Here is a 13,276-nt window from a genome sequence, read left to right as displayed (position 1 = left end):
AACGGTGAAAAACATCACCAGAGATCTATGCCACAGCTGAATTTTAGCTTGGGTGAACCTGAAGTCACCGTTAACGTAAGAATGTCCGACAAATCACTACAAGGAGTGAAACGTGCAAGAATCAACTTGGTACGTCATTGCGATGATTGTGTACTTCCTCGTAATGGCAGCCATTGGCTACTGGAGCTACAAACAAACCGACGAATATGACGATTATGTTTTAGGCGGCCGTGGCCTGCACCCATTCGTAGCTGCTCTCTCCGCCGGCGCATCCGATATGTCCGGCTGGCTGCTTATGGGTCTGCCTGGCGCGCTCTTCCTTTCCGGTTTTTCCGAGCTGTGGATGCCTATCGGCCTCCTTATCGGTGCATGGGCTAACTGGAAGTGGATTGCGCCGCGTCTGCGCGCTTACTCGGAGGTTGCGGGCGATTCCATTACGGTCCCCTCCTTCTTCGAGAACCGTCTGCGCGATAAGTCGCGCATGCTGCGTATTATCTCCGCAGTTATCATTATCTTCTTCTTTACCTTCTACGTCTCTTCCGGCATGGTCTCCGGTGGTCGTTACTTCGAGTCCACCTTCGGTGGCGACTACATCACCGGTATGTTGGTCATCGCCGCAGTGACCATTTTCTACACCTTCATCGGTGGCTTCCTGGCAGTGTCCTACACCGACGCTATGCAGGGCATGCTGATGTTCGTCGCCCTGCTGATCGTGCCAATCATGGCGCTTTTCGCTCTTGACGATGCCAGCGCGATCTTCTCCTTCGCTACCGAAAACAGCTACGCTACCGACGGCGCTCTCGAGCCAAACGATAACTACTTCTCTCTCTTCGCCGGTGTTTCCGCTGGTGTTATCGTTGGTAACGCCGCTTGGGGCCTTGGCTACTTTGGTCAGCCGCACATTATCGTGCGCTTCATGGCGCTGCGTAAGCCTTCCGACGCCAAGCAGGGCCGTTTCTACGGCATCACCTGGATGGGTCTTTCCGTCATCGGCGCTATCTTCGTTGCGCTTACCGGTACCGTGTACTTCACCCAGTTCGGTGAAACCATCACTGACCAAGAAAACTTCGAGACCATCTTCTTGGATATGGCTCAGGCCATGATGCACCCATTGCCTGCAGGTTTCGTCTTGACCGCAGTTCTGGCAGCGATCATGTCCACCATGTCCTCCCAGATGCTCGTGGTGTCCTCTTCCCTGATTGAGGACCTCTACCTCATCATCGCAAAGCGCAAGCCTGACGAGCGCATCCTGATTAACCTGTCCCGTACCGCCGTCGTGGCCATCGCGGTCATCGCCGCAATCTTGGCCATCAACCCGTCCGATTCCATCCTTGGCCTGGTCGGCTTCGCATGGGCTGGTTTCGGTTCCGCATTCGGTCCGCTCGTCATCCTGGCTCTGTACTGGAAGCGCCTCAACGCAACCGGTGCAATCGCCGGTATGGTTACCGGTGCAGTCGTCGCCATCGGCTGGGGCATGTCCCCGCTTGGCGATTCCCTCTACGAGATGGTTCCGGGCTTCTTCTCCGCACTCCTCGTTACCGTTCTGGTCACCTTGGCTACCAAGCAGCCAGACCAGGAGGTCTTGGACGAGTTCGAGGAAGCCGAGAAGCTTGCCAAGCTCGTTGAGAAGGACGACTCCCTGGACTTCGAGGAAGCAGCAGAAAAGGTTTCCGATAACAAGTAGGAACCTTCCCGCACCTCGCGGAGTCCAATAGGGCATGAAGTCCTATTATCTGGCCGCGCTATCATGCATAACCGCTCTCGTTATCGCATGGTATGCGTGGCCTTTTCCGCGTTTTGATGTCTCCACAGTGCCGGCTCGCGCGGAATTGCCGGGCTACGACCGCGACGAGTTCGGCGGCTGGCAGCCCAACGGCGCATGCACCACGCGTGAGGCCATCATGGAGAACCAAGCCAGCGAGGACTTCGCTGACTGCCGGCCACAATCCGGCACGATTTATGACCCCTACGCGGGTGAGATGATTTCAGCGACCTCCCCCATCGAGGTCGACCACATCTTCCCGCTTTCCGCCGCCTTTGACCTGGGGGCTGCAGAATGGGACCAAGACACCAAGATCCGCTTTGCTAACGATCCCCTCAATCTGGTGGCGACCAGCCGGGAGCTCAATCAGGAAAAGTCCGATTCCCTCCCCTCTGAGTGGCTCCCGCCCGCCAACCGCTGCGATTACTCGCGGCGCCTCGCAGAAATCGCCCGGAACTACGAGTTACCGTTGCCCCGCGCAGACGTGCGTGCAATGAGAAGGCAATGTCGGTTCGATTTCTAGCAGGGAAATTGATTAGGGTGAACAAGGCAACTTTTCTTAACTGAAGGGCATCCTCCATGACTACTTTTTTCATTTTCCTGCACGTGGCGGCGGCCATTGTTCTGCTTGGCCCCGTGTGCATTTCCACGTCCATCTACCAGACGCAGCTGCAGGGCGCAGCACAGGGCGATAAGACAGCCCTCGGTGCCGCCCGTAACCTGCACAACATCACCAATACTTACGGCTACATTTCCGCGCTCGTGCCGGTCCTTGGCCTTGCTGTCTTCCTGTCTGATATCGAAACCTTCAAGAGCCAGGTCAACTTCCACATCGCCATCCTCGTGGCCATCATCGCGTGGTGCCTGCTCTTCTTCCTCATCCTTCCTAAGCAGCGCACGGCGCAGGCAGCCCTAGAGTCCGGCGATACAGCCAACCTGGGCTCCATTAAGAAGTCCTTGTCCGCTTTCGGCGGCGTCTTCAACCTCCTGTGGATCATCTGTCTTATCTTGATGTACATCTAGGAAGCCATTTACTCTTCGGGGACAGTGTCATCGCTGTCCCCTTTTTCATGGGTGGACTCTTCCCGAAGTTCTTCTTTTAGTTGCTGCGCATCTGCATGCGCATTCTCCCTCCGTTTCTGCGTCGCCTGTGCAACCGTCTGCGCCCACCTGCGGTTCTTGGGGGCCAGCGGCCCACTCGCGGAGTCATAGACCCACGTAGAGTCATCAAAGAGCCAGACGATGTCCCCGCTTATCGGGTCCTTGATATAAAAGGCCCTGCCATCGGTCTTTATATTGTGATGGTGTTGGCATAAGCACGTAAGGTTTGCCGCCGAGGTCGGACCGCCATCCGCAAAGTCGTGCCGATGGTCCATCTGCGAAACCACGGCCGGCCGCGTGCAGCCTGGCCACCGGCACGTGCCATCCAAGCCCTCTACAAACGCCCGGATATCTGGCGGCGTCACATAGTTGGGGCTCTCCGCCTGACCGGCTTTCTCCATATCCCTTGTCGTTGTCGCGCGAGCCTGTAGGTCATCCGCGGTCTCCGGGGATACCCAGCCCAAGTGCTGTACAAACGCGGGCGCATCCGGCAGGTCGCAGCGATACATATTCAACACGACCTTGGCCTTCGCCTGCGCCTTTCCAGTCAGCAGCTCCACTGCGGCCTCAGCCATCGTGAGGTCCTTGTCCGTAGCGATATCCCGAATATTGCGGTCGATTATCTCCGCGGTTTCTAACCCGACGTCCAGGCAAACCGCGGCCCACTCCCCGCCTGTAGGTTCAACGCTATAGGCTTGCTTGCGGCGCGGATCCCGCGCGGCAATAGAGGGATCGAGGCGCACGATGAGCTCGCGCAGCTTTCGGCGGAGATTGCGGTGCGAGGGCAGCTTTTGATTGGGACGGGTTGGGGTCAAGTAGTTGGTCAGGGCGTCATCGATAGTGAATTTCTTCTCCGCATCAATGGCGCCGAGTTTGGCTAGGGTTTGGTCAATCGTAATGAGTCGGTCTAAATCTAAATGGAAATGCTGTTCTTGCCGAGCGCGCAGCCGCGGCAGCTCTTTTAATCGCTCGAAGGCGAAAATAATATTCCTAATTCGGGACTGACGCGCCCCAGTTAAGTTAGACAGGGATTGGCTAATAATTTCGATATCGTCATCCGGGCCAGGATGAAGCCTTTCCCAAAACTGGTATTCGGCCTTCCTAATCTCCGTAGCTGCACGGGAGGTAGAATTTTCTGGATTGGTATTGGCATAATATGGCGCATTCATGGACTTTCTTTCGAGAGATTTACTAGAACATGATTTCGCCATACACCATACAAGACCACCCTGACACACTACCCCCGTTTATAGTAAAAGCGCAGGTCACAGGGCATGAAAAAAGGGCCTCTAAAAAGAGGCCCTTTGGAGGTTTAATTAGTCGCGGAAGCGACCACCGTGCTTGCGGCCACCGCCGCCGCCATCACGGCGAGGCGGGCGACCGGTATCCTTCTGAATCTTGATGAGCTGCCCAGAAATCCGGGTATCCTTCAGGCGGTCAAGCACAGCCGGGTCCATGTTCTTCGGCAGATCCACGAGCGTGTGCCCCACCGCAATGGTGATGCGCCCGAAGTCCTTGGCAGACAGGCCACCTTCGTTGGCGATAGCACCGACGATGGCACCAGGGCGGACATTCTGGCGCTTGCCGACGTCCAACCGGTACGTCTCAAAGTCACCATCCGGCCGCTTGGAGCCGCCGCGGTTCTTGCCGCCACCCTTGAAGTCACGGTCGCGCTTGCGGTCATCGCGATCGCGGCGGTCTTTCTTTGGCTTGGGCAAAGGCTTGTCTTCCAATAGGAAGTTCTTGCCACCTTGGTGCATGACGGCCAACGCAGCTGCGATGTCATCCATGGCAACGTTGTTGTCTTCCGAGTACTTGCGTACCAAGTTGCGGAAGAAATCGGCCTGCTTGTTGTCCATGGACTGGGTAATGGCCTGCGCAAACTTTTCCTTGCGCTTCTCATTGACCTCATCGACGGACGGCAGATCCATCTCTTCGAGGCGGGCGTTGGTCACGCGTTCGATGGAGCGTAGCATGCGGCGCTCGCGCGGGGTGACGAACAGGATTGCCTCGCCGGAGCGGCCGGCACGGCCAGTACGGCCGATGCGGTGCACGTAGGACTCGGTATCGTTCGGGATGTCGAAGTTCACCACGTGGGTGATGCGCTCGACGTCAAGGCCACGCGCGGCGACGTCGGTAGCCACGAGGATGTCCAGGCGGCCATACTTGAGCTGGTCGACAGTGCGCTCGCGCTGCGCCTGGGCGATGTCGCCGTTAATGGCAGCAGCGCTGTAGCCGCGATCGCGCAGGGCCTCGGCCACCTCTTCAGTCTCATGCTTGGTGCGGCAGAAGACGATGATGGCGTCATAGGTAATGACTTCGAGGATGCGGGTAAAGGCATCCATCTTTGCGCGGTGCGGAATCAGCAGGAAGCGCTGCTTGATGTTGTCGTTGGTGCGGCGCTCAGACTTAACGGTTACTTCCGCCGGGTTGTGCAGGTACTGCTTGGACAGGCGGCGGATGGCGTTAGGCATGGTGGCGGAGAAAAGCGCCACCTGCTTGCGGTCCGGGGTGCTTTCCAGGATGCGCTCAACGTCTTCCTGGAAGCCCATGTTCAGCATCTCATCGGCCTCATCGAGGACGAGGAACTGCAGCTGGGACAGGTCAAGCGAACCCTTCTCCAGGTGGTCGATGACGCGACCCGGGGTACCCACGATGACCTGGGCGCCGCGGCGCAGACCAGACAGCTGGATGCCGTAGGCCTGACCACCGTAGATAGGAAGAACCTCGATTCCCTTCAGGGTTTCCGCGAAGGATTGGAAGGCGTCTGCAACCTGCAGGGCCAGCTCGCGGGTAGGCGCAAGGACGAGCGCCTGCGGGTGGCGCGCCTGCGGGTCAAGCTGGGACAAGACCGGCAGCGCGAAGGCTGCGGTTTTGCCGGTACCGGTCTGTGCAAGGCCCACGACGTCGCGGCCTTCCATCAGGATCGGGATGGTTTCTGCTTGGATGGGGGACGGCGTGGTGAAGCCTACTTTCGCAACGGCTTGCAGAATTTTATCTGGCAAGCCGAGGTGCTCGAACCCCTGGGAGTTGTCGTTGGCCGAATCTTTGGACTCAGCGCCGGTGCCCTCAGAAGTATTCGCAGCCCTGGTGTCCTGGTTGACACCTTGCGAGTTGTCCTGAGATTCCGACTTATTAAAATCTTCCGGCTCGTTTACGCCGCCGGTGGCGTTATCGGTAATGCTCATTGCTCGTCCAACCCTACGCGATACCGGCGGCAAACTCCATTCCTCGCTATACCCCCGCCACGAACGTGCGATAGCTCAGCGGCATACCCGGCCGGTAGGCCAAGTGCACCGCGCTAGGAGCATCGAGCACGTGCAGGTCAGCGGCAGCGCCCTCCACCAGGGTGCCCTTCGCGGGGCGGCCCTTAGGATCAAGGCCGTTGCCCACATTATGGCGGCACAGCGCCGTGGCACCGCCTGTGGTGGCGGCGTGGATGGCCTCGTCGACGGATAGGTGCTGCTGCAGGACGGCCGTGGTCACGCAGTAGTTCATCGACGAGGTATAGGAGGTACCTGGGTTGAGGTTGGAGGCGATGGCGAGGGTGGCGCCGGCATCGAGAAGCGCACGGCCAGGCGCCAGGGGCTCGCGCGTGGAAAGATCGCAGGCTGGGAGCATGGTGGCCACGGTCTCAGATGCTGCGAGCTTTTCGATGTCACTATCGCTCAGGTAGTTCACGTGATCAACCGAGGCGGCGCCGAGATCGACCGCGAGGCTAACACCCGGGCCCTCGCCAAGCTGATTGCCGTGCACGCGCAGGCCAAGGCCCAACTTTTTACCGGCTTCTAAAACCCGGCGCGACTGCTCTTCATTGAACGCGCCGCGCTCGCAGAAGACGTCGATCCACTGGACGTATTCGGCAACGCCGTCCAGCATCGGGCCGACGACCTCATCGAGGTAGTCTTCCGCATCCGCTCCCGGCGGCACGAGGTGGGCACCGAGGAAGGTCACGTCGTCGACGTGCTGGGATGCCACGCGCGCGGCTTCCACTTCAGATTCCGTGTTGAGGCCGTAGCCAGTCTTGGTCTCGAAGGTGGTGGTGCCACCGCGGCGGCCGGCGGCCACGCGCTCGGCGACGAGCTTGTCCAAGCGGTCCGCCCCCGCTTCCCGGGTGGCGTCCATGGTCACCGCGATGCCGCCTGCCTCGTAGGAGCCGCCGGACATGCGGGCCTCAAACTCGGCGGAGCGGTCACCGTCAAAGACCATGTGGGTGTGCGAATCCACCCAACCGGGAAGGACGGCGCGCCCGCCCAAGTCCACCTGGTCATCGGCGGCAGGTGCCTGAGAGGCGGGGCCAATCCAGGCGATGGTGCCGTGGTCGGCGATAAGGGCGGCATCGTTAAGCGTGCCGTGCTCGCTGACCGTGCGGAGCTCTGAAATTCCGGTAAAAAGTGTGCTCATTTAATCCCTTGCCTTAAATTCCATGGGTACGCGAACGCCGCGTTCTTTGGCTACTTCCTCTGCGCGAGAGTACCCGGCATCGACGTGGCGGATAACGCCCATGCCTGGGTCATTGGTCAGCACGGCGCGCAGCTTGGCGGCGGCGAGATCGGTGCCATCGGCAACCGTGACCTGGCCGGCGTGGATGGAGCGGCCCATGCCCACTCCGCCGCCGTGGTGGAGGGAGACCCAGGTAGCGCCGGAAGATACGGCGGTCATGGCGTTGAGCAGCGGCCAGTCAGCGACGGCGTCGGTGCCATCGAGCATGGCTTCGGTCTCGCGGTACGGGGAAGCAACCGAGCCGGAATCGAGGTGGTCGCGGCCGATGACGATGGGGGCCTTAATCTTGCCCTCGCGCACGAGGTCATTGAAAAGCAGGCCGGCCTTGTGGCGCTCGTTGTAGCCGAGCCAGCAGATGCGGGCGGGCAGGCCCTCGAACTCGACGTATTCCTCGGCGGCGTCCAGCCAGTTGTGCAGGTGCTCGTTTTCTGGGAAGAGCTCCTTTAGGGCTTGGTCGGTGACCTTGATGTCTTCCGGGTCGCCAGACAGCGCTGCCCAGCGGAACGGGCCCATTCCCTCGCAGAAGAGCGGGCGGATATAGGCGGGAACAAAACCTGGGAACTCGAATGCGCGCTGGTAGCCGGCGTGGCGGGCCTCATCGCGGATGGAGTTGCCGTAGTCAAAGACCTCGGCGCCCTCGTCCTGGAATTCCACCATCGCCTGGACCTGTGCGGCCATGGATTCACGGGCCTTTTTGGTAAAGGTGGTGGGATCGGCCTTGGCTTCGGACTGCCGGTCATCCACGGTGATTTCGGTGGGCAGGTAGGACAGTGGGTCGTGCGCGGAGGTCTGGTCGGTGACGATGTCCACCTTGAACTCCCCGGCGCGCTGGCGGCGCAGCACCTCTGGGAAGACCTCGGCGGCATTGCCCACCAGGCCCACGGAGAGGGCCTTCTTGTTTTCCTTGGCATCGAGGACCAAGCGCAGGGCCTCGTCCAAGTCGGTGACCACTTCATCGAGGTAACGCTTGTGCTGGCGGCGGCGCAGGCGGTGCTCATCCACGTCCACGATGAGTACTGCTCCCCCGTTGAGCGTCACGGCGAGCGGTTGGGCACCGCCCATGCCGCCACATCCACCGGTCAGGGTCAGGGTGCCTGCCAGGCTGTCCTCGAAGCGCTTCTTGGCCACGGCCGCGAAGGTCTCGTAGGTGCCCTGCAGGATGCCCTGGGTGGCAATGTAGATCCAGGAACCGGCCGTCATCTGGCCGTACATCATCAAGCCCTCGTCCTCGAGCTTGCGGAAGTGTTCCCAGTTAGCCCAGTCGCCCACGAGGTTGGAGTTAGCGATGAGCACGCGCGGTGCCCATTCATTGGTCTTCCAGATGCCCACCGGCTTGCCGGATTGGACGAGGAGGGTTTCATCGCTTTCCAGGTCCTTCAGCGATTCCACAATGGCATCGAATGCCTCCCAGCTACGTGCTGCGCGGCCGGTGCCGCCGTAGACCACGAGGTCCTCTGGGCGCTCTGCCACCTCTGGGTCGAGGTTATTCATCAGCATGCGCAGTGGCGCTTCGGTTTGCCAGGATTTTGCGTTGAGTTCGGTGCCGCGGGGTGCGCGGACTTCGCGTGGTTCAGACATGGCTTCCTTTCGCTCGTGCTTATCGACGCCGTGCCCTACCCCAAGGCCGGTTTCCCGGGGCTGTCTCCCGGGGGCTTGGCGAGCGTCACAGATATCAATTTAGTGTGATGCACAACGTATTTAGAGCTTGCATAGTCACCAACTGTCTGGCATTTCAGACTCTGCGGCTACGATGGCATTCATGCGCCACGTATTGCCCGCCCTCGCCGCCACCTGCCTGCTTGCAGGATGTTCCAACCAGCCAGAGGAAGTTCCAGAAGACCCCGAAAACTATGTGGCCCTCGGGGATTCCTATGCTGCGATGGGCTCGACGACGCTCCCGCTCGATCCGCCCGATTCCTGCGCACGCGCACAAGATTCCTATCCGGAGCTCGCCGCGCAGGATATCGCCACGAGCTCTTTCCGCAACGTCGCCTGCCAGGGCGCGAGCACGCTGGATGTTTTATCCTCCGCGGGCGAACACCCCGCCCAGGTAGACGCGCTGGCTGCGGATACGTCCCTTGTCTCCTTGAGCATCGGCGGCAACGACGTCAGCTTTGTGCGCCTGACCCAATGCGCAACGGACGATATATGCCAAGACGAATCGGGGGCTCAGATAGAGCTGGAGCTACACGATCTGCCCCAACGTCTGGACAAGGTCTACGGGGAAATCGCCCACCGCTCGCCTGAGGCGAAGGTCATTGCCACCGGCTATATACCCCTCATCAACCCGGGCGAGACTTGCCCCTTCATAGAAAAAATCCCGGCCACAGACCGGGAGTGGTTGGCAGATACCATCCAGCGCATCAACAAAGCGGTGCGCGAAGCCGCCGAGCGCAACGGCGCCACCTACGTGCTGCCTGACGATGCCCCGCAGCACTCCGCCTGCTCGGATGAGCCGTGGGTGGACTTTACGGGGCAGGATACCGATTCCTTCCCCATGCACCCCACCCATGCGGGCCAGGCGGCGATGGCGCAGGCGGTTAGCGCAGCTCGCTCGTAGCGGTCTCGACGGCATCGATCAGCGCGCCAGACTTGACCAGGCGCACGGTCTCCTCGATTTCCGGCGATAGGTAGCGGTCGGTGCCGGGACCAGGAACGGTCTCGCGCAGGGCGGCAATGACCGCGCCGGTGCCGCCAGCGGGCGTTCCTTCGCGCATGTCGATGGCGCGCGCCGCGGTGAGGATCTCCACGGCGAGCACGCGCTGCAGGCCATCAACGGCCTTGCGCAGCTTGCGGGCGGCGGACCAGCCCATGGACACGTGGTCTTCCTGCATGGCAGAAGAAGGAATGGAATCGGCCGAGGCCGGGGTGGCTAGGCGCTTTAATTCGCTGACGATGCCTGCCTGTGCGTATTGGGCGATCATGTGGCCGGAGTCGACACCGGGGTCGTCGGCAAGAAAGGCGTTCAAGCCGCGGTTGCGGGCTGGATCCAGGAAGCGGTCGGTGCGGCGCTCAGAGATGGACGCCAGATCCGCGGTGACGATGGAGAGGAAGTCGAGTGCATAGGCCACCGGCGCGCCGTGGAAGTTGCCGTTGGAGACCACGCGGCCGTCTTTGGCCACCACCGGGTTATCCACGGCGGCGGCGAGCTCGCGCTCTGCTACCTGCGCGGTGTGCGCCAAGGTATCGCGGAAACCGCCGGCCACCTGCGGCGCGCAGCGCACAGAGTAGGCGTCCTGGACCTGGTTCTTCTTGAACTCCTCCAGCGCTGCTGCGAGAATCTCGGAGCCGTCCGCCACCTGGCGGATATTGGCGGCAGAATCGGCCTGACCCGGGTGCGGGCGCAGCTGCTGCAGGTCATCGGCGAAGACAACGAGGGTGCCAAGCAGGCCCTCTACCGTCATGGCGGTGGCGATATCGGCGGTCTTGGCAGCCGCGCGCAGGTCAGTGATGGCCAGGCAGAGCTGACCCAGCATGCCATCGGTGCCGTTGATAAGGGCAAGGCCCTCCTTCTCCCGCAGCTCCAGCGGCTCGATGCCTGCGGCGGCAAGGGCCTCGCCGGCGTCCTTGAGCTCGCCGCCCACGCGCACCTCGCCCTCACCCAAGAGCGCTAGGGCGCAGTGGGCCAGCGGGGCCAAGTCGCCGGAGCAGCCCAGGGAACCGTATTCGCGCACCACCGGCACGATGCCAGCATTGAGCGCCTTCGCGTAGGTCTCTACCACCACGGGACGCACGCCGGTACGGCCGGTGCACAGGGTGGATAGGCGCAGCAGCATGAGCGCGCGGATGACTTCTTCTTCCACCTCAGGACCGGTGCCGGCCGCGTGGGAGCGCACCAGGGAAAGCTGCAGCTGCGCGCGCATCTCTTCTGGGATGTGGCGGCGGGCAAGCGCGCCGAAACCGGTGGAGATGCCGTAGACCGGCGTGGGGTCCTGGGCCAATTCTTCCACCCGGTCGCGCGTGGAGGAGACCTCATCCAAAGCCTCGGCGGAGATTTCTACCGTGGCGCCGTAACGGGCAACGGCAACGACTTCCTCAATGGTCAGCGCTCCAACGCCGACGGTAACGGTAGAAGGGTATGCATTAGGCATGATGACTCCTGTTGTCTTTAGGGCAGCAAAATATAGCTCACGTCACAGCCTAACGCGCTTGCCCGCATGCTACCTCACTTTTCGCGCTGGCGATACATTTTCCTCGCGACTTTCTCCGCGGCCTGGCCCAGCGCCACGATGAGCGCCTCCACCCTATCGCCCGGCGTGGAAACGGGGTAGGTCACCGCAATGGCCGCCGCGGGCCGCTCCAGGTGGTCCAGGATGGGCACCGCCACCGAGGCCTGCCCCCGCGAGATTTCTTCCACCTCTTGGTCCCATCCACGCGCACGGGCCCGGTCCAGCTGCTTTTTAAGGAGACCAAAATTTTCCCCTCCCGCGGTATCGAATGCGGCTTTGACCTCCCATTCCGGCAGGTGTGCCAGCATCACCCTGCCCGATGCCGTCTTATGCGCCTGCAGGCGCACCCCCACCTCCGTAACCAACGAGGTAGCGCCCGGCGCGCGGACTTCCTGCAGGTATAAAATCTCCGAGCCCGCCATGCGCGAAAGGTGGCCGGATCCGCCAACGAGCCGTGCGCATTCCTCCAGGTCGCGCGTAGCCATGCGCACCAGCGGTTGCTGGGTTACATACGCAGAGGCCATCGAGTACGCGGCCAGCCCCAGGCCGTAGGTCTTGTGCTCGGGCAGGTGGGCGACGAAACCGGCATCGACCATTTCCGCGAGCAGGTGGTACGTGGTCGAGCGCGGCAGGCCGAGCTCGCCTTGGATACGGGCGGCGGAAATCGGGACATCGATAGTAGATAGCAGCTTGAGGATGTCTAGGGCATGGCGCGCGGCGGGGACTCGGTTAGCACTCACAACGTCCAATTATATTCCGCCATTGACAGACAAATTCGCCGCACGCTTCTAGTATCGGCACTATGAATACCGAATCAGCCCCACTTTTTACTCCCGCCCCCGAATGGTCCGGCCGCTCCGATGGCCCCGGCGCCGAGCACGCGCGCTGGCATAGCGTCATCAACCAGGCCGAATCCGCGCCCGTCACCCTGCTGGGCTTTGCCTCCGATGAGGGCGTGCTGCGCAATGGCGGCCGCCAAGGTGCCGCCGCCGGCCCCTCCGCCCTGCGCACAGCCCTTGGCTCCCTGGCGGTCCACCACGGCCACGCGCTTGCCGATGCCGGAACCATCACCACCCAAGCCGACGATCTCGACGGCGCCCACGAGGCCCTATCTGACAAGGTCGAAGAACTCGTCCGCAGCGCTACCCTGCCCATCATCTTGGGCGGCGGGCACGAAACCGCCTTCGGCTCCCACCGCGGCCTGTTCCGCGCGCGCGGTGCCACCTCGATCATCAACTTGGACGCCCACTTCGATCTCCGCCACGCGGACCACGCCACCTCGGGCACGCCCTTTACCCAGATTTCCCAGCTCACCGATGACTTTGATTACACCGTCTTCGGTATTTCCCGCCCCAATAACACCGCGGTGCTCTTCAACGACGCCGATAAGCTCGGCGTTAACTACACCCTGGATGAGGAGCTGCTAAACCTCACCCCGGCCGAATGCGGCGCGCTCGCCACCCAGGCCACCGCCAGTGCGGACAAGGTCCACCTATCCATCGACCTGGACGTGCTTCCCGCCTCCACCGCGCCGGGTGTATCCGCCCCGGCCAGCCTCGGCGTTGCCTACGAGCGCATCCGCGCCCTGGCGGTCGCCATCGCGGCGACGGGCAAGCTCGCGCTTGTCGATGTCGTCGAGCTCAACCCCACCTTCGACATAGACAACCGCACCGCCAAGGCGGCGGCGCGGCTTATCGATGACATCGTTAATGCTCACCTCACTGCGGTAAACGGGCAGTAA

Annotated in this window: 11 protein-coding genes; 5 read left to right on the top strand and 6 right to left on the bottom strand. The window is 61.6% G+C overall.

Annotated features, from left to right (window positions below; genetic code table 11):
* The first annotated feature begins 112 nt into the window (after positions 1–112).
* The 3 genes from putP to QP891_RS03135 are packed head-to-tail and all read left to right on the top strand — an operon-like array spanning position 113 to position 2,785.
* Positions 113–1,684, top strand: coding sequence for a sodium/proline symporter PutP (gene putP / locus QP891_RS03145; RefSeq protein WP_284769872.1), 1,572 nt, complete (start codon positions 113–115; stop codon positions 1,682–1,684).
* Positions 1,685–1,718: 34 nt separating this feature from the next.
* On the top strand, positions 1,719–2,285 hold the full coding sequence (locus tag QP891_RS03140; protein WP_284769873.1) for an HNH endonuclease family protein: 567 nt from the start codon (positions 1,719–1,721) through the stop codon (positions 2,283–2,285).
* Between the two features lie 56 nt (positions 2,286–2,341).
* Positions 2,342–2,785, top strand: coding sequence for a DUF2269 domain-containing protein (locus tag QP891_RS03135; protein ID WP_284769874.1), 444 nt, complete (start codon positions 2,342–2,344; stop codon positions 2,783–2,785).
* A gap of 8 nt (positions 2,786–2,793) precedes the next feature.
* On the opposite strand, the gene QP891_RS03130 is transcribed toward QP891_RS03135, so the two are convergent.
* The 4 genes from QP891_RS03130 to hutU form a co-directional block, all read right to left on the bottom strand.
* A complete protein-coding gene (locus QP891_RS03130; RefSeq protein ID WP_284769875.1) occupies positions 2,794–4,032 on the bottom strand; it encodes an HNH endonuclease signature motif containing protein in 1,239 nt (412 codons plus the stop codon).
* A 147-nt stretch (positions 4,033–4,179) separates the two neighbouring features.
* Entirely contained in the window at positions 4,180–6,051 is a 1,872-nt protein-coding gene (locus QP891_RS03125; RefSeq protein ID WP_284769876.1) for a DEAD/DEAH box helicase, read from the bottom strand.
* Between the two features lie 46 nt (positions 6,052–6,097).
* Positions 6,098–7,267, bottom strand: coding sequence for an imidazolonepropionase (hutI, locus tag QP891_RS03120; RefSeq protein WP_284816943.1), 1,170 nt, complete (start codon positions 7,265–7,267; stop codon positions 6,098–6,100).
* A complete protein-coding gene (hutU, locus tag QP891_RS03115; protein WP_284816941.1) occupies positions 7,268–8,944 on the bottom strand; it encodes a urocanate hydratase in 1,677 nt (558 codons plus the stop codon). It abuts the gene before it with no gap.
* Positions 8,945–9,125: 181 nt separating this feature from the next.
* Here hutU and QP891_RS03110 point away from each other — a divergent pair, with 181 nt between their 5' ends.
* The gene (locus QP891_RS03110; RefSeq protein WP_284805835.1) at positions 9,126–9,926 is read left to right on the top strand and encodes an SGNH/GDSL hydrolase family protein; all 801 of its coding nucleotides are present in this window, start codon (positions 9,126–9,128) and stop codon (positions 9,924–9,926) included.
* Here the strand turns inward: QP891_RS03110 and hutH are convergent.
* Positions 9,907–11,457 (bottom strand): histidine ammonia-lyase, encoded by a 1,551-nt coding sequence (gene hutH / locus QP891_RS03105; RefSeq protein WP_284769880.1) that lies wholly within the window; start codon positions 11,455–11,457, stop codon positions 9,907–9,909. The two genes, QP891_RS03110 and hutH, sit on opposite strands and share 20 nt — an antisense overlap.
* 74 nt (positions 11,458–11,531) lie before the next feature.
* Positions 11,532–12,275 carry an IclR family transcriptional regulator gene (locus QP891_RS03100; protein WP_284769881.1) on the bottom strand — a complete coding sequence of 248 codons (744 nt, stop codon included), beginning with the start codon at positions 12,273–12,275 and terminating at the stop codon, positions 11,532–11,534.
* A 62-nt stretch (positions 12,276–12,337) separates the two neighbouring features.
* Between QP891_RS03100 and hutG the strand changes: the two genes are divergently transcribed.
* Positions 12,338–13,276: a formimidoylglutamase gene (gene hutG, locus QP891_RS03095; protein WP_284769882.1), complete on the top strand. Its 939-nt coding sequence runs from the start codon at positions 12,338–12,340 to the stop codon at positions 13,274–13,276.

Source organism: Corynebacterium sp. MSK310 (genome assembly GCF_030227355.1).
Classification (GTDB): domain Bacteria; phylum Actinomycetota; class Actinomycetes; order Mycobacteriales; family Mycobacteriaceae; genus Corynebacterium; species Corynebacterium rhinophilum.
This window is presented reverse-complemented; position numbering and strand designations above follow the sequence as displayed.

Bases quoted from the DNA above. Each gene is read 5' to 3' on its own strand.
- hutU (WP_284816941.1), bottom strand. From the start codon at position 8,944: ATGTCTGAACCACGCGAAGTCCGCGCACCCCGCGGCACCGAACTCAAC.
- hutG (WP_284769882.1), top strand. From the start codon at position 12,338: ATGAATACCGAATCAGCCCCACTTTTTACTCCCGCCCCCGAATGGTCC.
- QP891_RS03135 (WP_284769874.1), top strand. From the start codon at position 2,342: ATGACTACTTTTTTCATTTTCCTGCACGTGGCGGCGGCCATTGTTCTG.
- QP891_RS03130 (WP_284769875.1), bottom strand. From the start codon at position 4,032: ATGAATGCGCCATATTATGCCAATACCAATCCAGAAAATTCTACCTCC.
- hutH (WP_284769880.1), bottom strand. From the start codon at position 11,457: ATGCCTAATGCATACCCTTCTACCGTTACCGTCGGCGTTGGAGCGCTG.
- QP891_RS03140 (WP_284769873.1), top strand. From the start codon at position 1,719: ATGAAGTCCTATTATCTGGCCGCGCTATCATGCATAACCGCTCTCGTT.
- hutI (WP_284816943.1), bottom strand. From the start codon at position 7,267: ATGAGCACACTTTTTACCGGAATTTCAGAGCTCCGCACGGTCAGCGAG.
- QP891_RS03110 (WP_284805835.1), top strand. From the start codon at position 9,126: ATGCGCCACGTATTGCCCGCCCTCGCCGCCACCTGCCTGCTTGCAGGA.
- QP891_RS03125 (WP_284769876.1), bottom strand. From the start codon at position 6,051: ATGAGCATTACCGATAACGCCACCGGCGGCGTAAACGAGCCGGAAGAT.